General features: G+C 62.2%; 23 protein-coding genes. 10 read left to right on the top strand and 13 right to left on the bottom strand.

Features of this window, described 5'->3' with window-relative positions; translation table 11 throughout:
- Positions 1 to 14: 14 nt before the first annotated feature.
- Positions 15 to 551: a membrane integrity-associated transporter subunit PqiC gene (locus tag IB266_RS02635; RefSeq protein ID WP_192259956.1), complete on the top strand. Its 537-nt coding sequence runs from the start codon at positions 15 to 17 to the stop codon at positions 549 to 551.
- 111 nt (positions 552 to 662) lie between these two features.
- On the opposite strand, the gene IB266_RS02630 is transcribed toward IB266_RS02635, so the two are convergent.
- A complete protein-coding gene (locus IB266_RS02630; RefSeq protein WP_103309731.1) occupies positions 663 to 1,292 on the bottom strand; it encodes a glutathione S-transferase family protein in 630 nt (209 codons plus the stop codon).
- Between the two features lie 221 nt (positions 1,293 to 1,513).
- Between IB266_RS02630 and IB266_RS02625 the strand changes: the two genes are divergently transcribed.
- Positions 1,514 to 1,948, top strand: coding sequence for a phage infection protein (locus tag IB266_RS02625; RefSeq protein WP_192259954.1), 435 nt, complete (start codon positions 1,514 to 1,516; stop codon positions 1,946 to 1,948).
- A 215-nt stretch (positions 1,949 to 2,163) separates the two neighbouring features.
- Here IB266_RS02625 and IB266_RS02620 read toward each other — a convergent pair whose 3' ends face one another.
- From IB266_RS02620 to IB266_RS02605, 4 genes are all read right to left on the bottom strand, one after another.
- Positions 2,164 to 3,258, bottom strand: a complete 1,095-nt coding sequence (locus IB266_RS02620; protein ID WP_192259952.1) for a DUF1615 domain-containing protein — start codon at positions 3,256 to 3,258, stop codon at positions 2,164 to 2,166.
- Between the two features lie 136 nt (positions 3,259 to 3,394).
- On the bottom strand, positions 3,395 to 4,369 hold the full coding sequence (gene hemB / locus IB266_RS02615) for a porphobilinogen synthase (protein ID WP_060738258.1): 975 nt from the start codon (positions 4,367 to 4,369) through the stop codon (positions 3,395 to 3,397).
- A gap of 116 nt (positions 4,370 to 4,485) precedes the next feature.
- A complete protein-coding gene (locus IB266_RS02610; protein ID WP_192259951.1) occupies positions 4,486 to 5,343 on the bottom strand; it encodes a PhzF family phenazine biosynthesis protein in 858 nt (285 codons plus the stop codon).
- Positions 5,340 to 6,038, bottom strand: coding sequence for a glutathione S-transferase family protein (locus IB266_RS02605; protein ID WP_092174953.1), 699 nt, complete (start codon positions 6,036 to 6,038; stop codon positions 5,340 to 5,342). The genes IB266_RS02610 and IB266_RS02605 overlap by 4 nt, the downstream gene beginning before the upstream one ends.
- A 306-nt stretch (positions 6,039 to 6,344) precedes the next feature.
- On the opposite strand from IB266_RS02605, the gene IB266_RS02600 reads away from it, so the two are divergent.
- Complete coding sequence (locus IB266_RS02600) at positions 6,345 to 7,019, top strand: hypothetical protein (RefSeq protein ID WP_060738261.1); 675 nt, start codon at positions 6,345 to 6,347, stop codon at positions 7,017 to 7,019.
- A 99-nt stretch (positions 7,020 to 7,118) separates the two neighbouring features.
- On the opposite strand, the gene mnmH is transcribed toward IB266_RS02600, so the two are convergent.
- Together mnmH and selD are read right to left on the bottom strand one after the other, a co-directional pair.
- Positions 7,119 to 8,222 (bottom strand): tRNA 2-selenouridine(34) synthase MnmH, encoded by a 1,104-nt coding sequence (gene mnmH / locus IB266_RS02595; RefSeq protein WP_192259950.1) that lies wholly within the window; start codon positions 8,220 to 8,222, stop codon positions 7,119 to 7,121.
- Positions 8,222 to 9,256, bottom strand: a complete 1,035-nt coding sequence (gene selD / locus IB266_RS02590) for a selenide, water dikinase SelD (protein ID WP_072405298.1) — start codon at positions 9,254 to 9,256, stop codon at positions 8,222 to 8,224. The genes mnmH and selD overlap by 1 nt, the downstream gene beginning before the upstream one ends.
- A 298-nt stretch (positions 9,257 to 9,554) precedes the next feature.
- Here selD and IB266_RS02585 point away from each other — a divergent pair, with 298 nt between their 5' ends.
- From IB266_RS02585 to IB266_RS02575, 3 genes are all read left to right on the top strand, one after another.
- Positions 9,555 to 10,505, top strand: coding sequence for a nucleoside-specific channel-forming protein Tsx (locus IB266_RS02585; protein WP_192259949.1), 951 nt, complete (start codon positions 9,555 to 9,557; stop codon positions 10,503 to 10,505).
- Positions 10,506 to 10,551: 46 nt separating this feature from the next.
- Positions 10,552 to 11,577, top strand: coding sequence for a purine-nucleoside phosphorylase (locus tag IB266_RS02580; protein ID WP_192259948.1), 1,026 nt, complete (start codon positions 10,552 to 10,554; stop codon positions 11,575 to 11,577).
- A gap of 212 nt (positions 11,578 to 11,789) precedes the next feature.
- On the top strand, positions 11,790 to 12,074 hold the full coding sequence (locus IB266_RS02575) for a hypothetical protein (protein WP_192259947.1): 285 nt from the start codon (positions 11,790 to 11,792) through the stop codon (positions 12,072 to 12,074).
- Positions 12,075 to 12,079: 5 nt separating this feature from the next.
- Here IB266_RS02575 and IB266_RS02570 read toward each other — a convergent pair whose 3' ends face one another.
- Positions 12,080 to 12,532 (bottom strand): DMT family transporter, encoded by a 453-nt coding sequence (locus IB266_RS02570; RefSeq protein ID WP_103309726.1) that lies wholly within the window; start codon positions 12,530 to 12,532, stop codon positions 12,080 to 12,082.
- 2 nt (positions 12,533 to 12,534) lie between these two features.
- Positions 12,535 to 13,032 carry a DMT family transporter gene (locus IB266_RS02565; protein WP_192259946.1) on the bottom strand — a complete coding sequence of 166 codons (498 nt, stop codon included), beginning with the start codon at positions 13,030 to 13,032 and terminating at the stop codon, positions 12,535 to 12,537.
- A 116-nt stretch (positions 13,033 to 13,148) separates the two neighbouring features.
- On the opposite strand from IB266_RS02565, the gene IB266_RS02560 reads away from it, so the two are divergent.
- Positions 13,149 to 14,081, top strand: a complete 933-nt coding sequence (locus tag IB266_RS02560; RefSeq protein WP_192259945.1) for a LysR family transcriptional regulator — start codon at positions 13,149 to 13,151, stop codon at positions 14,079 to 14,081.
- Between the two features lie 13 nt (positions 14,082 to 14,094).
- On the opposite strand, the gene IB266_RS02555 is transcribed toward IB266_RS02560, so the two are convergent.
- Positions 14,095 to 14,697, bottom strand: a complete 603-nt coding sequence (locus IB266_RS02555) for an NADPH-dependent F420 reductase (RefSeq protein ID WP_092145707.1) — start codon at positions 14,695 to 14,697, stop codon at positions 14,095 to 14,097.
- A 142-nt stretch (positions 14,698 to 14,839) separates the two neighbouring features.
- On the opposite strand from IB266_RS02555, the gene IB266_RS02550 reads away from it, so the two are divergent.
- The 3 genes from IB266_RS02550 (at position 14,840) to IB266_RS02540 (ending at position 17,296) form a co-directional block, all read left to right on the top strand.
- Complete coding sequence (locus IB266_RS02550) at positions 14,840 to 15,769, top strand: LysR family transcriptional regulator (protein WP_192259943.1); 930 nt, start codon at positions 14,840 to 14,842, stop codon at positions 15,767 to 15,769.
- Between the two features lie 98 nt (positions 15,770 to 15,867).
- Positions 15,868 to 16,632, top strand: coding sequence for a hypothetical protein (locus IB266_RS02545; RefSeq protein WP_192259941.1), 765 nt, complete (start codon positions 15,868 to 15,870; stop codon positions 16,630 to 16,632).
- Positions 16,633 to 16,708: 76 nt separating this feature from the next.
- Complete coding sequence (locus IB266_RS02540; RefSeq protein WP_192259939.1) at positions 16,709 to 17,296, top strand: hypothetical protein; 588 nt, start codon at positions 16,709 to 16,711, stop codon at positions 17,294 to 17,296.
- A gap of 1,893 nt (positions 17,297 to 19,189) precedes the next feature.
- Here IB266_RS02540 and IB266_RS02535 read toward each other — a convergent pair.
- The 3 genes from IB266_RS02535 to IB266_RS02525 all read right to left on the bottom strand — a co-directional run bounded on the left by IB266_RS02535 (position 19,190) and on the right by IB266_RS02525 (position 21,967).
- Positions 19,190 to 19,906 carry an alpha/beta hydrolase gene (locus IB266_RS02535; protein ID WP_092472662.1) on the bottom strand — a complete coding sequence of 239 codons (717 nt, stop codon included), beginning with the start codon at positions 19,904 to 19,906 and terminating at the stop codon, positions 19,190 to 19,192.
- Between the two features lie 65 nt (positions 19,907 to 19,971).
- Positions 19,972 to 21,084 (bottom strand): M14 family metallopeptidase, encoded by a 1,113-nt coding sequence (locus tag IB266_RS02530; protein ID WP_060738276.1) that lies wholly within the window; start codon positions 21,082 to 21,084, stop codon positions 19,972 to 19,974.
- A gap of 103 nt (positions 21,085 to 21,187) precedes the next feature.
- On the bottom strand, positions 21,188 to 21,967 hold the full coding sequence (locus IB266_RS02525) for an ABC transporter substrate-binding protein (RefSeq protein ID WP_192259937.1): 780 nt from the start codon (positions 21,965 to 21,967) through the stop codon (positions 21,188 to 21,190).
- Positions 21,968 to 22,092 lie beyond the last annotated feature (125 nt).

Here is a 22,092-nt window from a genome sequence, read left to right as displayed (position 1 = left end):
CAGGAGCCCGTCCCATGCCACTGACGCTGAAATTCACCCTGCTCGCCATGGCACTGCTGCTCGGCGCCTGTCGCAGCGATCCGATTCATTACCACACCCTGAGCCCGGCTCAGCCGACAGGCCAGGCACGCGCCGGCGTGGACATCCAGATCGAACAGGTGAGCGTCCCACCCCAGGTGGATCGCACCCAAATGGTCATTCGCCAGGGCAACAGCGGGTTGGCGATCCTGGAAACCGAATGGTGGGGCGCCAGCCTGGCAGATGAACTGTACAGCACCCTGGACGAACAACTGAGCAACCCTGGCGCGCCGAAATCATCGCTGCGGGTGGACGTGCAGCGCTTTGACTCGATCCCCGGCCGCTATGCCCGCATGGACGTGCAATGGCGCCTGCGCAACCTGGGTGGCGATACCCGCTCCCTCACCTGTCGCAGCAGCCTGCAAACGCCGGCGGGGGCCAGTATCGACGAACTGGTGACGGCGCATCAGCAGAACGTCCAGCAGTTTGTCGACTTGGTTGAGCAGGCGGCTGTACGCAAGGCTTGTCCTTGACCCGTAGGAGCTGCCGAAGGCTGCGATCTTTTGATCTTTTGATCTTTTGATCTTTCGCTTGAGATTCCAGCGTTAGCGCAAAGATCGCAGCCTCGCTTCGCTCGGCAGCGCCTACGAAGGCCAATGCAACGACAGCATCGGTGCAACGCGCGGATGGTGGTCGATGCGCTCCAACAATCCGTGGAACGCCGGACGGGCGTTGAGCATTGCCTCCCGCGTGTTTCTCCACTTCGTGATCACGGCCGCCAGGATATCCATCGCCCCCGGCTCGGCACCGCCAAGGAAAGGCTGGGCCGGGAACTGATCGGCAAACAGCGCCCAGTTGCGGTACAGCCGTTGCTGGGTGCCCGCTACCAAGCGCTGCCGAGTCGCTTCGTCCGCATCGTCCAACCAGCGTTCCGGAAAATCGATGATGCCGATGGGCGTGTAGCAATTGGCTGCGATATAGACCAGCCCCCGTATGGCTTGGGCACGCTGGGTTGCGTCATCAGGGAGCAGCTTCGAGGCCGGAAAGGTCAGCCCGAGGTGAATCAGGATCGCCGCCGCTTCGGTCAGCACCGAGCCGTCCGGCAACTGCAAGGTCGGGACCTGCTTCTGAGGGTTGAGTGCCTCGAGCGCTTTCGCGGCGTCGTTGTCCTGGGTCGAATAGGCGTCGACCCGCCGATATGCCACATCACAAAGGTCCAGGGCAATCTCCACCGCCGCAGAACCGGATTGCCTGTAACCGAATAACTGGTACATGAACTTGCCTCCTGCCTGTGGTTTACCCGGTAGAGCCCACAAACCTGGCTGTGTTCCACCCGGAGGACGACGCGCACGTTGCGGCTCAGCTTCGACATCGATGCGACTGACGAGCTATCACTGCCGTCGATGTTCACCATCATGCCAATGAAGTTCTCTTGATGATCGCCCGGGACAACAATGGCCCCACACAAACCACTGCACCCCCGGAGCACACCATCATGAAACGCCAAGTCATCCTCAGCCTCGCTTTCTCCGTACTGGCCGCCAACGTATTTGCCGCCTCCTCGCAACCCGTCGTCGCCGAAGGCGGTTCTGATCGCCTGATCGAAAACCGCGTCGCTGAAGGTGGTGCCGATCGCCTGCTGGAACGTCGCGTCGCCGAAGGTGGTGCCGATCGCCTGCTGGAACGCCGTGTCGCTGAAGGTGGCTCTGATCGCCTGCTGGAACGTCGCGTCGCCGAAGGTGGCTCCGATCGTCTGATCGAAAACCGCGTCGCTGAAGGCGGTGCCGATCGCCTGCTGGAACGCCGCGTCGCCGAAGGTGGCTCTGACCGCCTGATCGAGAACCGTGTCGCTGAAGGCGGTGCCGATCGCCTGCTGGAACGCCGCGTCGCCGAAGGTGGCTCCGATCGTCTGATCGAAAACCGCGCATGAGTTGCTTGACCGCAATGCCTGAAAATATCGCAAATCATGTGCAACACACCCCGTGGCGAGGGAGCTTGCTCCCGCTCGGGCGCGCAGCGGCCGCAACCTTCAAGCAGCCGCCGCGCAGCTCACCCGACACACCGCTCCAGAACACCTCCAAACCCAACCCATCACAGTAAAAGCCCGGCCTCATCCGCCGGGCTTTTTCATACTTCAATGCCTGGCTAGCGCCCCGCCGCCCGCGCCATGCAGCGCTGATAACGCTCATCCACCCGCTTGGCAAACCACGCCGTGGTCAGCTTGCGCGTGATTTTCGGGCTCTTGAGCACGATCCCCGGCAATACCGCCCGCGACAACGGCTTGCCCTCGGCCCGCTCAGCCAGTTCGAACACACGCTTGTAGAGCTTGCTGTCCTCGAACGCCAGGCTGTCGCCCTGCTCCAATTGATCGCGAATGGTTGGGTTGCGCATTCCCAACGACTTGCCCAGCGTGCGTACCGCCAACTCCGTACTGCCCGGCATGATTGAATCATGGGCAACCAGATCGCCATCCAGCGCCAGGGAAATGCCCGACGCTACACTCACCGCATGCTGGAAAGCCGCGTTGCGACTGGCGTACCACCCGGCATTGAAATCGGCGAAACGATACAACGGCTCGGTATAGTTCACCGGATAGCCCAGCAAATGCGCGATACCGAAATACATCCCACCACGGCGACTGAACACTTCGCGACGAATCGAGCCATCCACCGTGTAGGGATAATCCCGCGCATTGGCCTGGGCAAACGCGATACTGACCTGCATCGGCCCACCCGTGTGCACCGGATTGAAACCGCCGAACAGGGTCTTGCCCAGCGGCACCATGTCGATGAAATCATCGAAAATCCCGCTCAGCTCTTTCTCGCTACGGGCCGCGTTGAGCCGATCGCTGTAGCTTTTGCCATTGGGCGAACGCACCTGGAGCGCGCCGCTGACCAACAGCTCCGGAATGTGCACCTTCGCCGCGCGGCGGTTGATCTCCTGACGGGCGATCTTGCCCAGCCCCGGCACCGGCGGATCGGCCTGGAACGTCGACTCCTGCTCGGTCACCGCCAGGACCGCACAGATATTCTGCGTCGTGGACGGAATCTGCTGGGCCGCAAAGGCCACGTAGATGTCTGTCGCCCAGCCTTCACGATCCACCGTCTTGGCCGGCAACAACTGCACGATCTGCTTCTTGACCTCAGCGGGCTGGCGCTCGGGCTCCTGCAACTGACGGTTGCCGCAACCGGCCAGGGCCAGCAACGCCGCGAGGCTGATCATCAATGGGTTGAATTGCATGGTGCTCCATCGCGTTCGTTATTCCGGAGCAACCATACGATCAAAAGTGGATGCGGGCTATGCCCAATGTGGGAGCAAGCCTGCTCGCGATGACGGCGGCACAGTCACCACTGAGGCAAGTAGAAGGAACGCAGGATCAGATCCCACTCAGCGCCAGGTCCATGGCGAAGTAGGTGAAGATCAGGTCTGCCCCCGCCCGCTTGATTGCGCCAAGGCTCTCGCGGACCACACGGGCTTCGTCGATGGCGCCGGCCTGGGCGGCGAATTTGATCATCGCGTATTCGCCACTGACCTGGTAAGCCGACAGCGGCAGGTTCGAAGCCTGGCGAATATCGCGGATGATGTCGAGGTAGGCACCGGCCGGCTTGACCATCAGCGCATCGGCACCCTCTTGCTCATCGAGCAGGGATTCACGCAGGGCTTCGCGGCGGTTCATCGGGTTCATCTGGTAGCTCTTGCGGTCACCTTTCAGTGCGCTGCCGCCGGCCTCGCGGAACGGCCCATACAGCGCCGAGGCGAATTTGGTGGAATAGGCCATGATCGCCGTCTGGCTGAAACCGGCTTCATCCAAAGCCTTGCGAATCGCCTGGACCTGGCCGTCCATGGCCGCCGACGGCGCGATCACATCGGCACCGGCGCGGGCCGCCGCCACGGCTTGCTTGCCCAGGTTGATCAAGGTCCGGTCGTTGTCCACTTCATCGCCGTGGAGCACGCCGCAGTGACCATGGTCGGTGTATTCACAGAAGCAGGTGTCGGACATCACGATCATTTCCGGCACCGCGTCCTTGCAGATCCCGGCCATGCGTGACACCAGGCCGCGCTCACGCCAGGTGTCGCTGCCCTCGTTGTCCAGGTGATGGGACACGCCAAAGGTCATCACCGACTTGATGCCAGCACGGGCATAGCGTTCGATCTCACCGGCCAGCTTCGACTCCGGGATGCGCACCACGCCGGGCATGCTCTTGATCGGTACAAAATCATCGATTTCTTCTTCGACGAAAATCGGCAGCACCAGATCGTTCAAGGTGAACTCGGTTTCCTGGAACAGGCTGCGCAGGCTTGCATTGCGACGCAGGCGGCGTGGACGTGCTTCGGGGAACTGGCTGGACATGGGACTCCTGGGCAAAAAATGCGGCTCGATCACAGGGAGCGAAGCTTATGCCCAGGCCAGCCAGGGCACAAACGCCTGCTGGAAAACAGAGTGTTACCAGCCGGGTAATAATCACCTCACAAAGTCAGCGAGCCATTGATGCACGTCACGACTGCACCGCCAATCCAAACCTCGTCTCCCAACTGCTCGACATGAATCCGCCCGGCCCGACCCATCGTCAGCCCCTGGCTGACCACGTAGGACGCAGGTGCCAGCCCTTTGCCCAGCATCCATTGGGCAAGCCCGGCGTTCAGACTGCCGGTGGCCGGATCCTCGGGCATGCCATCACCGGCGATAAAGCCGCGCACTTCGAAGTGGGCCTCATCGCCATCCACGGCCCGATCCCAGGGTGCGACCACGCCCACGGCCAAATCCAGCAACTGCGGGTAATCCGGCTCGAGCGTCAGGACTTGCTGGCGATCCTTGAGCATCACCGCCAGCCAGCCGGCACCGTTATCGACCCATTGCGCCTCGACAATCGCCTGCGCTGCGAGCCCCAGCCCCTTGCGCACCCGCTCCAGCAGCTCGGCCTCCAGCGGGCCGGACTTGAGCAAGGGCGGCGCGAGGAACGCCAACCCATGATCGCTGCGGCGCACCCTGACCAGGCCGACACCGCACTCTTGCACGATCTCCTGCCCTTTGGGCACGCCTCCGGCTTCCAGCCAGGCGTGACAACTGCCCAGGGTCGGATGCCCGGCAAACGGCAACTCGGTGGAAGTAGTGAAAATACGCACCCGATAATCGGCCTCCGGGTGCTGCGGCGCCAACAGGAACGTGGTTTCGCTGAGGTTGGTCCAGTTGGCAAAAGCGGCCATGCGCGAGTCACTGAGCCCATCGGCCCCCAACACCACCGCCAGCGGATTACCCTTGAGCGGCACATCGCTGAACACATCCAGTTGCTTGTAATCGAATCGGCGGGTCGTCGGCTTGCTCATTCCGGGATCTTCAACCCACGGGCCACGGCCGGTCGCGCCAGGAAGCGCTCCAATACCCGCGTCACATTGGGGAAGTTCTGGATACCCACCAAATCACCGGCTTCATAAAAACCGATCAAGTTGCGCACCCAGGGAAACGTGGCGATATCGGCAATGGTGTAGCGCTCGCCCATGATCCAGTCCCGCCCTTGCAGACGGCCATCGAGCACCTTGAGCAGGCGCCTGCTTTCCTCGACATAACGATCGCGTGGCCGCTTGTCCTCGTAGTCCTTGCCGGCGAACTTGTTGAAGAACCCCAACTGCCCGAACATGGGCCCGATCCCACCCATCTGGAACATCAGCCACTGGATCGTCTCGTAGCGCGCCGCCGACTCCTGGGCCAGCAACTGTCCGCTCTTGTCCGCCAGATAAATCAGGATCGCCCCCGACTCGAACAACGCCAACGGCTGGTCCCCCGGCCCATGGGGATCGAGAATCGCCGGGATCTTGTTGTTGGGGTTCAGGGAAAGGAACTCGGGCGACAGCTGGTCGTTGCTGGCGAAGTCCACTTTGTGAGGCTCGTACGGCAGGCCGATCTCTTCCAGCATGATCGAAACCTTCACGCCGTTGGGGGTTGGCAGGGAGTAGAGCTGGATCCACTCCGGGTATTGGGCGGGCCATTTCTGGGTGATGAGGTATGGCGTCAAGTCGGGCATGGGGTCGGCTCGGAAATGAAGAAAAACCCGAGGATAATCCAAGATGTTGGGGACGACACCACTGCCCGTCACAGAATTCACGTCGTCCCTTCTTAATTCAGCAACATCCTGTCGTTAACGTTCGTCCCATCTCCTGACGGAGATCGCTACAGTGCACCGGAATCGAACCAAAGCGCTCGAAGGGACTCTGAGCAATGCCCCCGAAGAACCAACGAGGCGTAACGACAGGGAAAACACCCGAGGCCAAGCGCTTCGCGGTGCCAGGGTTTGTCAGCCTGACTCAAGCGTGCTGAAGACTATTATTCGATGATGAACCCACTGAATTTCGCCAGACGCTTCAAACACCGTTCGTGGCTGATGCTGCCAACGCTGCTTGTGGTCTGTGGCCTGGTGCTGTCGCTGGAATCCAGCGTCAGCCGCGCCCAGCCAGCCGACGGCGTACAGACCCTGGTGTTCCTGCGCCACGCCGAGAAACCCGCCGGTGGCCTGGGCCAGCTCAACTGCCAGGGCCTCAACCGCGCCATCGACCTGGCCACCCTGCTGCCGGAAAAATTCGGCAAGGCCGACTACGTGTTCGCGGCCAACCCTACCCGCAATGTCGAAGAGGGTGAGCTGGACAACTCCTACAGCTATATTCGCCCGCTGATGACCATCAGCCCCAGCGCCATCAAGCTCGGGCTGCCGGTAAACATCAATTTCTCAGCCAACGACACCAGCGACCTGGCTGACGAGTTGCTGCACGACAAGTACCACAACTCCACCATCTATACCGCCTGGTCCCATGGCTACCTGCCGGAGCTGATCAACAAGGTCGCCGGTGAGGCGGTGGGCAAGGAGCAGACCATTACCGAAGACTGGGCATCCGGGGACTTCGATTCGCTGTATGTGCTGACACTCACCTGGCACAACGGCAAGGCCAGCCTCACCAGCCAGAGCTACAAGCAAGGTTTGGACAATGGCCAGCAAACCTGTCCGACCTGATCATCAGTGTGGGAGCGAGCTTGCTCGCGATGGCGGTGAGTCAGCTTGCATCAAGGGTGCCTGTGTCGCCGCCATCGCGAGCAAGCTCGCTCCCACAGGTCACCCTCCCCGGGCCACCCGCTCGCGCAAATACTCCAGCACCGCCGCCTGCTCTCCCGAGAACTCGATCCGCAAGCCCTTCTTTTCCCGCTGGAACACGTACATCGGGTCGTAATACTCACGCAGCAAACCCTCGATCCAACCGCGATGCACATCGACCGCGCCGCTGTGGGCCTGCTCGGCCAGGGCTATTTCCAGGATGTCCTTCAAGCGCCGGTGACGGTCGCCACCCAAGCGCTTGTGGATGTTGTCCAGGCTTGCCAGCAATCGCTCTGAAAACAGCGAAAAACCTTCGTCGCCATGTACCGCGACAAATTCCGCACACAGGTCGATGACGTAATCCTGCAGGATCCGTTCGACCCGGCGCTCCAGGCTGTCTTCCAGCCAGACCATCGGAACCTGCTGCATGCGCTGGTACAAGGACAGTGGCAAGGCGCAGCTGCCGACCGCGCGGCTCTCATCTTCCAGCACAAACTGTTCGATGCCGGCGGCGCGTTTTTTCAGCACATCCACCGCCAGGCGATTTTCAAAATCGATGTTGGAAGGCTGGCCGGTGGCGCGTTTGCCGAAGCTCGAACCGCGATGGTTGGCATACCCTTCCAGGTCCAGGCTGTTGCCCAGTTGGCCCAGCGTTTCGGTCTTGCCGGTACCGGTCATGCCGCCCAGCAGCACCAGGTCGCACTCGGCGACCGCCTGTTCGACGGTGTCCAGCAAGAACGTGCGCATGGCCTTGTAGCCACCGCCGACCCGAGGGTAATCAATGCCCGCTTCGTCCTTGAGCCATTGCTGGACTATCTGCGAACGCAAGCCGCCGCGAAAGCAATACAGCAGACCGTCGGGATGGGCCTTGGCGAACGCCGCCCAAGCCTGGATGCGCTGGGCCTTGGTCTCACCGGACACCAATTGATGCCCCAGGACGATGGCGGCCTGTTGCCCCTGTTGTTTGTAGCAGGTCCCGACACGTTGCCGTTCGTTGTCGGTCATCAACGGCAAATTGACCACGCCGGGGAAAGCGCCCTTGATGAATTCGACTGGGGCGCGCGTGTCCATCATCGGTCGGTCACGGAGGAAGATGTCGCGGTAATCGGTGATGTCATGGCTCATCAAGACACCTCGACCGCGTAACGCTGTCGCTCGACCAACTCGCCGATGGGCTCCAGCGCCAGGCCGAGTTCGGTGGCCACCCGCAGGAACTCGTCCTCGCCTTCGGGGGTAACGGCAATCAACAGACCGCCGCTGGTCTGCGGGTCGCACAGCACTCGCTTGTGCAGTTCCTGGACCCGACCGACCTTGCTGGCGTAGCTGTCGTAGTTGCGCAGCGTACCGCCCGGCACACAGCCCAGGTCGAGGTAGTATTCGACGCCCGGCAGACGCGGCACCGCGTCATAGCGGATGCGCGCGGTCAACTGGCTGCCGTCGGCCATTTCCACCAGGTGCCCGAGCAGGCCGAAACCGGTGACGTCGGTCATCGCCGTCACGCCATCGAGCTTGCCGAAGCGGCTGCCGGGTTTATTGAGGGTGCACATCCAGTCACGGGCCAGGCCGACATCGGCGGCGCGTAGCTTGCCTTTCTTTTCCGCCGTGGTGAGGATGCCGATGCCCAGGGGCTTGGTCAGGTACAGGCGGCAACCGGCGGTGGCCGTGTCGTTGCGTTTCATATGACGCTTTTGCACCAGGCCCGTGACCGCCAGGCCGAAGATCGGCTCGGGCGCATCGATCGAATGCCCGCCCGCCAGGGGAATACCCGCCTCGTCACACACGGAACGACCGCCGCGAATCACTTCCCGGGCAATTTCCGGGGCCAGTACGTTGACCGGCCAGCCAAGAATCGCGATGGCCATCAGCGGATCACCGCCCATGGCGTAGATGTCGCTGATGGCATTGGTGGCGGCGATGCGACCGAAATCGAAGGGATCATCGACAATCGGCATGAAAAAATCGGTGGTCGAGACCACCCCACGCTCTTCGTCGATGGCATACACCGCAGCGTCGTCGCGAGAAGCATTGCCGACCCACAGCTTGGGATCGAGGTTCTGCGCACCGCTGCCGGCCAGGATCACTTCCAGCACTTGGGGCGAAATCTTGCAGCCGCAACCGGCGCCGTGGCTGTACTGGGTCAGGCGAATCGGCTCGCTCATGGGCATCTCTCCGGTCAATCAAGGGGATCGATTCTAACAGCAACGCCGCCGACTCAGTGCCGTGCCGAGCATTCGCCCGTGCAACACTTTGGTGCTGCTTCAGGCGAGCGTGAAGCATTCGGCGCACCAGGTCTGACCAAAAGGACAGGAAAAATGCCTTAAACCCAAGATTTTCAAGCCACTGCATAAAATTGGTATGGGATGTGCAAACGTTTGCGCATTCGATCACCGCCAGCGGATCGACGGTTTTTTTCAATCACGGAACCCGGGCTTCGGCCCGCACGAACAAGGACTTTCCATGCACTTCACTTCCCGGTGTCGCGCCACGCCCGGCGTATGGGCAACCACCTTGCTACTGACCGCCGTTACCGGACTACTCAGCGTCACGACCCACGCCCAACCCACCGAGGTGTCCGCCCAAGGCGAAGCCCTCAGTCCTGAAGCCACCCCGTCAAAAAAAGGCGCCTACCTGTCGGACTGGTACAACCAGGACTTGACGCTCATCGGCAGCAAGGACATCAGCTTCGGCCCGCAACCGGTCGACGATATCTATCTGGAATATGAATACTTCGGACGCAAGGGGCCCTTCGAACTCTATGGCTACGTCGACATCCCGAAGATTTTCAACATTGGCAACAGTCACGACAAAGGTGCGTGGGACCACGGCTCACCCGTGTTCATGGAACACGAACCGCGGATTTCCATCGACTACCTGGCCGGCCGCAGCCTGGCCATCGGACCGTTCAAGGAATGGTATGTGGCGTTCGACTGGATCTACGACCACGGCAGCAACAGCGCCAATCGCGCGAACACCTTGTACAGCGGCCTGGGCACCGACATCGACACTCACTCGAGGGTCAACTTGTCGGCCAACCTTTATGGCCGTTATCAATGGGAAAACTATGGCGCCAGCAATGAATATTCCTGGGATGGCTACCGCGCTCAACTCAAGTACATCGTGCCGATCAGCCAGTTCAGCAATGGTGCCTCGCTGACGTACATTGGCTTCACCAACTTCGACTTCGGTTCGGACCTGCACAAGGACAACCCGGCCCGCACCGCCAACGCCACGGTCGCCACCAATGTCTTGCTGTACGCGTTCACCCACGTGCGCTTCACTCTGGTGGGCCGCTACTTCCACAACGGCGGCAACTGGCAGGATGGCAGTGAACTCAACTTTGGCGATGGCGACTTCCGCGCCCGCTCCGATGGGTGGGGGTATTACGCCGGGGTCGGCTATCAATTCTGAGCACATCGTCGCAGCACCCTTTCGAATCCATGGAGGTCACGAACACATGATCAATCGCCTGTTTGCTTCAATCGGCCTGGCAAGTACTGCACTCTTCGCGACAAGCGCCGGAGCCGCACCGCCACTTCAACCCAAAGTGATGCTGATCACCATGTTCGCCCCCGAAGCGCAGAACTGGATCGAACGCTTGCAGCTCAAGGATGAAATCCGTGTACCGGGGCTGTCCGCCGAGTACCCGACGATCCGCTGCAATGCCGAACGGGTCTGTCTGTTGATCACCGGCATGGGCCAGACCAACGCGGCGGCCTCGACCCTGGCCCTGGCGCTCGCCCCGACCGTCGACCTGCGCAAGAGCTATTTCCTGGTAGCCGGGATCGCCGGCATCAACCCGCACCACGGCACGCTCGGCACAACCGCCTGGGCCCATTACCTGGTGGAGTTCGGTACTCAATGGGAACTGGATTCGCGGGATGTACCCAAGGATTGGCCCACCGGCTACCTGGGCATCAACACCAAAGGGCCGAACGAAAAACCACCGCTGGACTACAAGACAGAAGTCTTCGAACTCAACCCGGCCCTGCAAGCCAAGGCCTTTGCCCTCAGCCAGCAGGTGACCCTGGCCGAAAGCAAGGAGTCGGCAGCCTGGCGCTTGAAGTATCCGTATGCCCCGGCCAACCAGCCACCGGTGGTGACCCGCTGTGACACCCTGGCCGGCAACACTTGGTTCTCCGGCACACGCCTGAGCGAGCGTGCCGAAGTCTGGACCCGCCTGCTCACCGACAACAAAGGCGTCTACTGCACGACCCAACAGGAAGACAACTCGACTTACGAGGCCTTGCTACGGGCCAGCCGTGAAGGTCGGGTGGACATCAACCGGCTGGCAGTGCTGCGGGCCGGGTCCGACTTCGACCGCCCCGAGCCCGGTGGCAATGAAGTGGATAACCTGCTCAAGTACGCCGACCAGGGCGCGTTCGTCCCTGCGTTGGAAAACCTGTTCCGCACCGGCAACCCGCTGGTGCAGGACATTGTGAAGAACTGGTCGGCGTGGAAGAACGGCGTGCCTGGCCTCTGATTTCTCCTCCGTGGCGAGGGAGCTTGCTCCCGCTGGGCTGCGCAGCGGCCCCTGGCTCTTTGCGGCTGCTGCGCACCCGAGCGGGAGCAAGCTCCCTTGCCACGGGGCTATCGAGCTGAGCCCCAGGGCGGTTCCCAACGGCTCAGCCAATGGAATTTTCCCTCCCGGGCAGGATCATTTGAACATCAACCGCGTGCCCCAGGAGACCGCCGATGCCTCTCACACCCTCCGCCGCCGACAGCACTCACCTCGACTACGGTCTCGACACCCTGTTCGGCCGCCAGACCAAAAGTATCGACTGCCAATACACCGTCCAGCGCCTCGACGAGGACAAGCCGGTGTGGTTCGCGCTGCACGTTCAACCGCCGATGCCGGACGATCTGGAGAAGGCCGAGATCGTGGTGTTCAGCGCCGAGGGCCGGCGCCTGAGCGGCATCGTGCGCAGCACTGAACGCCTGGCCGATGGCAGCCTGCAACTCAACGTGGAACCCGACTGAACCGTTCAGGCCTGACGGGCATTGCTGCGATACATGAACACCAGCGCCAATGCCAGGCAGGCCATGGCGAAGACTCGGCTGCCGGACAATTCGATGGCCGGGTTGCCCAGCCAGCCGAAGTTGTCGATCAGCATGCCCATGCCCAGTTGCCCGACGATGACCGCCACGGTGGCCACGGCCGTGCCGACCCTGGGCACCGCGCCCACCATCACCATCATGTACACGACACCGAACAAGGCCCCGCTGAGTTGCCATTTCGGCATGTCCAACAGCGTCAACCCGTGGGCCGGTTCGAAAAACACGATCAGCAGCCCGGTGGTCACCGTGCCCACCGTGAACGTCAGCAAGCTGCTGCGCAACACACCGACCGTCTGGCCCAGGCGTCCGTTGATAGCCGCCTGCACACTCAACACCGCACCGGCCGCGACGACCAGCAGCAACAAAACAAACAGGTTCATGCTCAACCTCGGGCAATCAGGACAAGGGCGACGACAATCAAGGCCAACGCCAGCCAGCGTTCGCCATTGACCCGCTTGCGGGCCGTCCCGAACCAGCCGAAATGATCGATCAGGACACTTTTACCCACCTGGCCGGAGAGAATCGCGACCATGGTCATGGCGATGCCGATGTGCGGCGTGGCGAGTGTCAGCACGACCACATAGATCGGACCGAGGAAACCGCCGATCAATTGCCAGCGTGGCAACTCATGCAAGGCTGGGCCTTGCTGCCGGCCACTGAGCAACAACAGCAGGAAAAGAATCGCCGAACCGACGCCAAAGATGCTCAGCGTGGCCCACAGATGCCCGACCTGGGCCCCGAGCGGCCCGAGCAGGCCGGCTTCCACCGACAAGCCCATGCCGGCCAGGATCACCAGGGGCAGCAATAGCCAGCGCAGCCATGTCCGGGGTCTGGCGGGCGTCGATACCGGCACGGCCTCGCTCAGTGAAGATGTTTGCATGATCAGAACCTGTTCACTTGAAAAAGATGGCCGGCATTATCGGCTGGTGTCGCTGTGCAATAAATGCGAGTATCCCGACAACACTTTTGCGTAATACGCACAGGAACGCCCACCCCATGCACGGCCTCAATGAACTGGGCTTCAAGGCATTGCGATTGTTCGTCGCGGTGCTCGATCACGGCAGTTTTTCGGAAGTCGCACGGCGCGAAGGCCTGGCGCCGTCTTCGATTTCCCGGCAGATCCAGTTGATGGAACAGGCCCTGAACCAACAGTTGCTCTATCGCCACACCCGCGCCGTTTCACCCACCGAGGCTGGCCGCCTGTTGGGGCATCATGCACGGCTGCTGCTGGTGCAACTGGAGGAAGCCGAACAGGCGCTGCAGGAGCAACACAGCGAGCCGTCCGGACTGGTGCGGATCAATGCGCCGGTGGTGTTTGGCCAGCGCCACCTGACACCGTGGCTGGGGCAGCTATGCGAGCGTTATCCGAAGCTGCAACTGGAGATCCAGCAGACCGACAGCTACGTCGACCCACTGCAGGAGGGCGCCGACCTGCTGTTCCGTATCGGTCCGCTGCACGATTCGAGCATGCAGGCGCGCATCCTCGCGCCCCATCGCTTCCAGATCGCCGCCAGCCCGACCTACCTGGCCCGCCACGGCGCACCACTCAAGCCCCAGGACCTGGTTCACCACCGGTGCCTGGCCTACAAGGGCGTGACCGGTCAGCAGCGCTGGTTCTTCCGCCGCCCGGGCCAGGCCTGGACACCCTACAGCATCAGCGGCCCGATCACCGGCAACCACGCCGACACCTTGACCCAGGCCGCCGAACAAGGCCTGGGGCTGGTGATGTTCCCGTCGTGGCTGATCGGCGAAGCCGTGCGTAACGGCACGCTGGTCCCGGTGCTACAGGATTACCAGGCGTCCAACAGCCTCGAACCGCAACAGATCGCCATCCTCTGGCCGGGCAGTCGACGCCTGTCGGTGAAGGTCCGCACGGTCATCGATTTCTTCCTCGAGTGTTTTGGCGAAGTGCCCTACTGGGATCGCTGAACACGGCGCGGCCTCAGTCGAACTTGACCAGGTTCAGCACCGGCAGCGGGCCGCCCGGGAACTGGGTCAAGCGTGCGCCGACACTCAAGGGGCCCAGGTCCACGCCGAAAAAGCCCAGGCGCTCGATCAGCTGCGCGACTTCACCCCGTGCCTGCGCGTCGTCACCGGTCAGAAACAGCACCCGCTTGCCGCCTTCGGACGTTGGGTCTGCCTCCAGCAGGCGCGCCAGCAGATGATTGAAGGCCTTGACCACCCGTGCGCCCGGCACCCACTCGCTGAACACCTCGGTCGAAGCCCGGCCCTGGAGATCCACGGCCTTGAACCCCGGCACTTCGATCGCGTTGTTGGCGTCGATCACGATGCGCCCGGCAAAATCCGGCAGACCGCCCAGCGCCTGGGGCAACTTCGACCAGTTGACCGCCACCAGCACCATCGGCTGGGCGGCGGCCTCCTCCACGGTGCCGGCGCGTACGCTAGGACCGAGGTCAGCCACAAGTTCGGCCAGGCTTTGCGGGCCACGGCTGTTGGCAATCACGACGTTGATGTTCTGGCGGGCCAGGGCGCGGGCGAAAGCACTGCCGATGGCGCCAGCGCCAATGATGCCGATGGTGTCGATGCTGCTCATGTTTTGTGTCCTCAAGGTTGGATAAGCCTGGCGGTGATATCCGCCGTTGAGGTGCATGGTGCCCTTGCCATTACCTTCTGATTAGTCGGTAATATGGCGAATCATTTTCAAGCATTACTATCAGGTCTATGCCATGGAAAGCCTCGCCAACCTCGAATGCTTTGTTCGCAGCGCCGAAACTGGCAGTTTCTCGGCGGCCGCGCGGCTGCTTGCCCTCACTCCCGCTGCCGTGAGCCGCAACGTGGCGATGCTGGAGCGCAACCTGGGGGTGCGACTGTTCCAGCGCTCGACCCGCAAGCTGTCCCTGACCGAAACAGGAGAACATTTCCTGGCCAGCATCGGTGGCAACCTGCACGCCCTGCAGTCGGCCATTGGCGCGGTGACCACGGAGCGCGGCGAACCGGCCGGCGTCTTGCGCGTCAGCCTCTCGCCAAGTTTTGGCATCGGTCAGGTACTGCCGTTGATGCCGCAATGGCTGGCCCGCTACCCGCTGATCCGTCCGGACTGGCATTTCGAAAACCGCCCGGTGGACCTGATCGCCGAAGGTTTCGACGCGGCCATTGGAGGTGGCTTCGCCCTGACGCCCGGGGTGGTATCGCGTACCCTGGCGCCCGCTCACCTGATTGCCGTCGCCAGCCCCGCCTACCTGGCCGAACGCGCCCTGCCCCGGCAACCTGAGGACCTGGCCGGCCTGGACAACATCGTGCTGCGGGCCAGCCGCACCGGCCGGGTGCGCCAGACCGTGCTGCGCAACGCCGCCGGGGACGAATGCGCCGTGCAACTGGCCGAATCCATGATCTTCAATGATCCCGTAGCCATGCGAGAGGCCGCCTTGCTCGGCCTGGGCGTGACCCTGCTGGTGGTGCCCGACGCCCTGCCCTGGCTGGAACGTGGCGAACTGGTGCGGCTGTTACCGGATTGGTACGTCGATCTGGGGGTGATTGCCCTCTACTACCCCAGTCGCACGCTGATGCCGGCCAAGACCCGGGCCTTCATCGACTTCATCACCGAGCATTTCGAGCGCGAGGCGTTGGCTCGGCGCTTCAGGGCCGGGCCGGGTTGAATATCGGCGACGCGACATTGATGGCGCCTCGGCTGTCGGTGGATGATCTGGGCGAGGCGGTGCTAACGTGACGGCCCACCTCCGACAAGGATAATCGCGTGCTGCTGCTCAAACTGCTGGTGATTCCCGCTTTCCTGCTGCTGATTTCCCGGGCGGGCAGGCGTTGGGGACCGAGCGTGGCCGGCTGGCTCTCGGGGTTGCCGGTGGTGGTGGGGCCGATTCTGCTGTTCCTGGCCCTGGAGCAAGGCGAGGTGTTCGCCGCGCAGTCGGCGACCGCGGCACTGGCGGCCATGTTTGCAATGATCGCTTTCTGTGTGGTGTACGCCCAGGTCGCCCAGTATCGCAACTGGCCCTGGGCGCTGGGCATCGCGCTAGGCGCCTGGGCCCTGGTGGCGTTGATGCTGTCCTGGCTACCGGCTTCGCTGCCGTTGTCGAGCCTGATCGCCCTGGTCGCGCTGCTGGGGGCGCCGTATCTGTTCCCGACGGTCCGGCCGGTGATGAGCGGGCCGGCGGCCAAATCCGACAAACTGCTGCTACGCATGATCGCCGGCGCGCTATTGACCCTGGCGGTGACACTGCTGGCCAGCACCGTAGGCGAACGCTGGAGCGGGTTGCTGGCGGTATTCCCGGTGCTGGGCAGTGTGATGGCGGTGTTCTCCCAACAAACCCGCGGGCCGGCCTTCACCGCTGCGCTGCTGCGGGCGACGGCCACCGGCATGTATTGTTTCGCCGCCTTCTGTCTGACCCTGGCTCTCGCCCTGCCGGTGCTGGGCATGCCGGCCTTTGCCTTGGGCGTCGCGGTGTCAGTGGCCATGTTGCTGGTGACCCGCCGCCTGCTGGTGCGGGCTGCATCGCCAAAATGACGGTCTCTTGCTGGAGTCCGGTACGACGCCCATGGGATGATCGGTCTTCAAGCGCGACCCTTTGTGGAGATTTTCAATGTCATTGCTGAGTAAACAAGCCGCCGTCCTGTTGCTGGGAGCCATCGCTAGCCTGGTCGTGGCATTCGCCCAGGCGGCCCCGGCCAAACCTGCCAGCGATGCACCGGCGCAGAAGGTGTCGATGCTGGGCGGCAAGTTCACCTTCACCTTGCCCAAGGGTTTTACGGCGACGCCATTGCCCGCCGGTGAAGCCGCCCAGGGCACCGCCGGGGCGACGGGGACGATGTACAGCAATGCCACCAGCAAGACCGTGGTGATCGCAGCGGAAAACATCATCATCGACGGTGCGAATGTGAAGGATGACGATGGCACGTTCCTCGACACCACCATGGCCGACTTCGCCGCCCAGCGCCTCAAGTCCCTGCCGGATGCCAAGATCCTCAGCGAAAAAAGCCTGAAGCAAAAAGGCACCGGCCTGGGCCTGCGCCAGCTCGACACCCGTGCGACCCAGGGCGGCGGACCGACCCTCGACACCACCTTGCTGGGTGCCTCCGGCACGCGCATGGCGGTGGTGCAGATCATCTCCCGGGCCAGCGACAAGACCGGCCATGAAGCGTTGGTGAAGCAGATCGCCAGCGGTCAATAACCCCCCCGGCACATGTGGGAGCGAGCTTGCTCGCGATGGCGTCGGCACACCCAACCTTGAGGCAAGCTGATCCACCGCCATCGCGAGCAAGCTCAGCTCCCACGGGGTTCTGTATTCGCCGAAGAATCGAGGACAAGCACCGTCAAAAATGTGGGAGCGAGCTTGCTCGCGATGGCGTCGGCACACCCAACTTTGAGGCAAGCTGACCCACCGCTATCGCGAGCAAGCTCAGCTCACACAGGGTTCTGTATTCGCCGAAGAATCGAGGACAAACACCGTCAAAATGTGGGAGCCGAGCTTGCTCGCGATGGCATCGGCACACCCAACTTTGAGGCAAGCTGACCCACCGCTATCGCGAGCAAACTCAGCCCCCACAGGGTTCTGTATTCGCCGAAGAATCGAGGACAATCACCATCAAAATGTGGGAGCCGAGCTTGCTCGCGATGGCGTCGGCACACCCAACTTTGAGGCAAGCTGACCCACCGCTATCGCGAGCAAGCTCAGCTCACACAGGGTTCTGTATTCGCCGAAGAATCGAGGACAAGCACCGTCAAAAATGTGGGAGCCGAGCTTGCTCGCGATGGCATCGGCACACCCAACTTTGAGGCAAGCTGATCCACCGCTATCGCGAGCAAGCTCAGCTCCCACAGGGTTCTGTATTCGCCGAAGAATCGAGGACAAGCACCGTCAAAAATGTGGGAGCCGAGCTTGCTCGCGATGGCGTCGGCACACCCAACCTTGAGGCAAGCTGACCCACCGCCATCGCGAGCAAGCTCAGCTCCCACAGGGTTCTGTCTTCGCCGAAGAATCGAGGACAATCACCGTCAAAAATGTGGGAGCCGAGCTTGCTCGCGATGGCGTCGGCACACCCAACCTTGAGGCAAGCTGACCCACCGCTATCGCGAGCAAACTCAGCCCCCACAGGGTTCTGTATTCGCCGAAGAATCGAGGACAATCACCATCAAAATGTGGGAGCCGAGCTTGCTCGCGATGGCATCGGCACACCCAACCTTGAGGCAAGCTGACCCACCGCCATCGCGAGCAAGCTCAGCTCCCACAGGGTTCTGTATTCGCCGAAGAATCGAGGACAAGCACCGTCAAAAATGTGGGAGCCGAGCTTGCTCGCGATGGCGTCGGCACACCCAACTTTGAGGCAAGCTGACCCACCGCTATCGCGAGCAAGCTCGCTCCCACAGGGTTCTGTATTCGCCGAAGAATCGAGGACAAGCACCGTCAAAAATGTGGGAGCCGAGCTTGCTCGCGATGGCGTCGGCACACCCAACCTTGAGGCAAGCTGACCCACCGCTATCGCGAGCAAACTCAGCCCCCACAGGGTTCTGTATTCGCCGAAGAATCGAGGACAAACACCGTCAAAAATGTGGGAGCCGAGCTTGCTCGCGATGGCATCGGCACACCCAACCTTGAGGCAAGCTGATCCACCGCTATCGCGAGCAAGCTCAGCTCCCACAGGGTTCTGTATTCGCCGAAGAATCGAGGACAAGCACCGTCAAAAATGTGGGAGCCGAGCTTGCTCGCGATGGCGTCGGCACACTCGACTTTGATGCAGGCTGACCCACCGCTATCGCGAGCAAGCTCGCTCCCACAAGGTTCTGTATTCGCCGAAGAATCGAGGACAAGCACCGTCAAAAATGTGGGAGCCGAGCTTGCTCGCGATGGCGTCGGCACACCCAACCTTGAGGCAAGCTGACCCACCGCTATCGCGAGCAAGCTCAGCTCACACAGGGTTCTGTATTCGCCGAAGAATCGAGGACAAGCACCGTCAAAAATGTGGGAGCCGAGCTTGCTCGCGATGGCGTCGGCACATCCAATTTTGATGTAAGCCGACCCACCGCTATCGCGAGCAAGCTCAGCTCCCACTGGGTTCTATTTTGGTCAGGGATTGAGCCGCTCCAGCCAGGCCCGCAGGTCCTGCACTTCCAGGGCACTGATGCTGTGGCCGACGCCGGGGTAGGCATGGAATTCCGGTTCCAGCGCCAGGGTCTTGAGGAAGGTGTTGGCCTCGGTGCCATCGTGGTAGGGAATGATCGGGTCTGCCGTGCCATGGCCGATGAACACCGCCAGCGTCCGTCGTGACTCGTCGGGGGTCAGTTCCGCCCGCAGCGCCGACAGGACCCGCCCGCCCATCGCGGCAATGCCGCCGACGGCTTCGGGGTGTCGCAGGGCCACTTCGTAGCTCATCATCGCGCCCTGGCTGAAACCCACCAGGTAGACCTTGCTCGCGTCGGTCGAATACTTGGCCCGGGCCTTGTCGATGAACTCCAGCAGCATCTGGCCGCTGGCCTTCAGGTCGGAGGTGTCACCGTCGTAGGCGCCCTCGCCCTTTTTGGCGAACCACTGGTAACGGTCCTGCTCCATGCTCTTCGGCGCCCGCACCGAGAGGTAGTTGTAATCGCGCGGCAACTCGTCCTTGAGTGCGAACAGGTCCTGCTCGTTACTGCCGGAACCGTGCAGAAAGATCACCAGCGGTCGGTTCCGAGCCTGCTCATCGACTTGGGCCAAGTAGTTGAGCGGCAAGTCCGTGTGCAGCGAAGGTTGGGCCTGCAACCCGGACGAGACCAGCAGCAGGAACAGGGCGAGCGCTTTGAACATCGATCTTCCTCCATCGTTTCGATAGCCGCACGGCAAGGCGCGTGCGGTGAGGTAGACAGCAGTTATCAGTCGTTGATCAATTTCCCCGTACGAATCGGTTCACGCCCAGCGACTTTTGCCTGCCAGATCCCCGGCTGCGTGTAGCGGCCACGGTCCAGGGCAAACAGCACGCCACTGGTGCCGGCCCGCACGGTGGTGACCCGATCATTCAGCGGATCGACCACTTCGAACAGCGGATCGCCCCGCTCCACCCATTCGCCAGCCTCCCGCAGGAAACTCACCACGCCATGGTGCGGCGCGAACAGGTATTGCGTGCCTTCGAACGGAAAGCCTTCGCAGCACTCGCTGGGTGCGGGCGGCCAGTCCCCAGCGATAAGTCCCTGCTCGGCGAGAAACCCGAGGATGGCTTCACAATTGGCCTGGGCCTGCTCCACCCGGGTATCGCCCATGCTGCCCAATTCCAGCGTCGTCGCCAGGTTCGCCGGTGGAATCGCCGCCCCAGGAAAGGCCTTGGCCAGGCGCAACCAGGGTGAGGAGCAGGACTCATCGAACGAACTGCCGCCCGAATCCTCGCACAGCAAGGCCACACCGGCTTTCAAGCGTGCGGCCAAAGAACGCCACTGCGGCCACTGCTGTGGCAAGGCATACAAATGGATCGCCGCCTCGAAATCGCAATGCAGGTCCAAGGTGATGTCGGCATCGCAGGCATGGCGCAGCAGCAGGCGATGCAGCGCTTCGAGTTGCGAAGGGGGTGGCGGCAGGTCATCGAGGACCTCGGCCATGGTCTGGCGGATCAAGGTGATATTGGCGGCCGGGTCGTCCCCCAGGCGATCACCGATGCGTTGCGCCACCGGCGCACTGAGCTCCACAAAGGAACGGTTGAAATTCTTGCCGCTGCCCAGTTCGAAACGCCCCATGTGGGCGCTTTGCAGGTGTTGATCCAGGCCGATGGGGTTGGCCACCGGCACCAGTTCGATCACCCCCTTGAGCAAGCCCTGGGCCTCCAGATCATTGAGCCGCTGCTTCAGCTCCCAGGCGGTGCGCATGCCCGGCAATTCATCGGCGTGCAGGCTGGCCTGGATGTAGGCCTTGCGCGGCCCATGGCCGTAGCGAAACACACTGAGCCGGCGCTCGGTGCCCAGGTGGCTCCATGGCAGGGTATGGTCGATGCGTTGCATGAGGAACTCCGGATGGCGGCATTACGATAGGCGCAGGGTAAACAATCGCCCATGAAAAAGGTGGCCGGCCGGGTCAACGGCGGGCCACCTTGGGGGTCAGCGATTAATGCCCGTAGACGTCAAAGGCGAAGTATTTGTCCTGCACTTGCTTGTACCTGCCGTTGGCGCGGATTTCGGTGATGGCCGCGTTGAATTGATCGGCCAGGGCCTTATCGCCCTTGCGCACCGCAATGCCGGCACCGCCGCCGAAGTATTTCGCATCTTCATAGGTCGGGCCGACGAAGGCGAAACCTTTGCCGGCGTCGGTTTTCAGGAAACCTTCGTCGAGGTTCACCGAGTCGGCCAGCATGGCGTCGAGGCGGCCGGCGACCATGTCCAGGTTGGCTTCCTGCTGGGAGCCGTAGCGCACCAGGTCGATGCCGGCGGGCACCAGCACTTCGGTGGCGAAACGATCATGGGTGCTGGCGCGCAGCACACCGACTTTCTTGCCCTTGAGCTCGGTCAGCGGGTCCTTGACGTCGGAGCCTTCCTTCATCACGAAGCGCGCTGGGGTGTGGTAGTACTTGATGGTGAAATCGACGTTTTTCTTGCGATCGTCGGTGATGGTCATGGACGACAGGATCGCGTCGATTTTCTTCACTTTCAGCGCAGGGATCAGGCCATCGAACTCCTGCTCGACCCAGACGCACTTGACCTTCATCTGTTCACACAGCGCATCGCCGATATCGACATCGAAGCCGGCCAGCTTGCCGTCGGGGGTTTTCATCGAAAAAGGCGGGTAACCGGCTTCGATCCCGAGGCGGATCGGCTTGGCGTCTTCGGCCACGGCCGACAGGGACAACACGGACAGTGCCAGGGCACCGAACATGGCTAGCTTCTTCATTTTCGCTCCTGAGTGTGCAGGGGTTTTTATTGGCAATTATTGGCAGATTCGTAGGCAGCGTTCGGTCAACGAGGAACCGAAGTGGCCGGGAGTCTAGAGGGGTGCTCAGGAGGGGAATTGTGTAG

This window comes from Pseudomonas sp. Pdm06, assembly GCF_014851795.1.
Classification (GTDB): domain Bacteria; phylum Pseudomonadota; class Gammaproteobacteria; order Pseudomonadales; family Pseudomonadaceae; genus Aquipseudomonas; species Aquipseudomonas fluorescens_AA.
The sequence above is the reverse complement of the archived record's forward strand: the minus strand, read 5'-3'. Positions and strand labels throughout refer to the sequence as shown.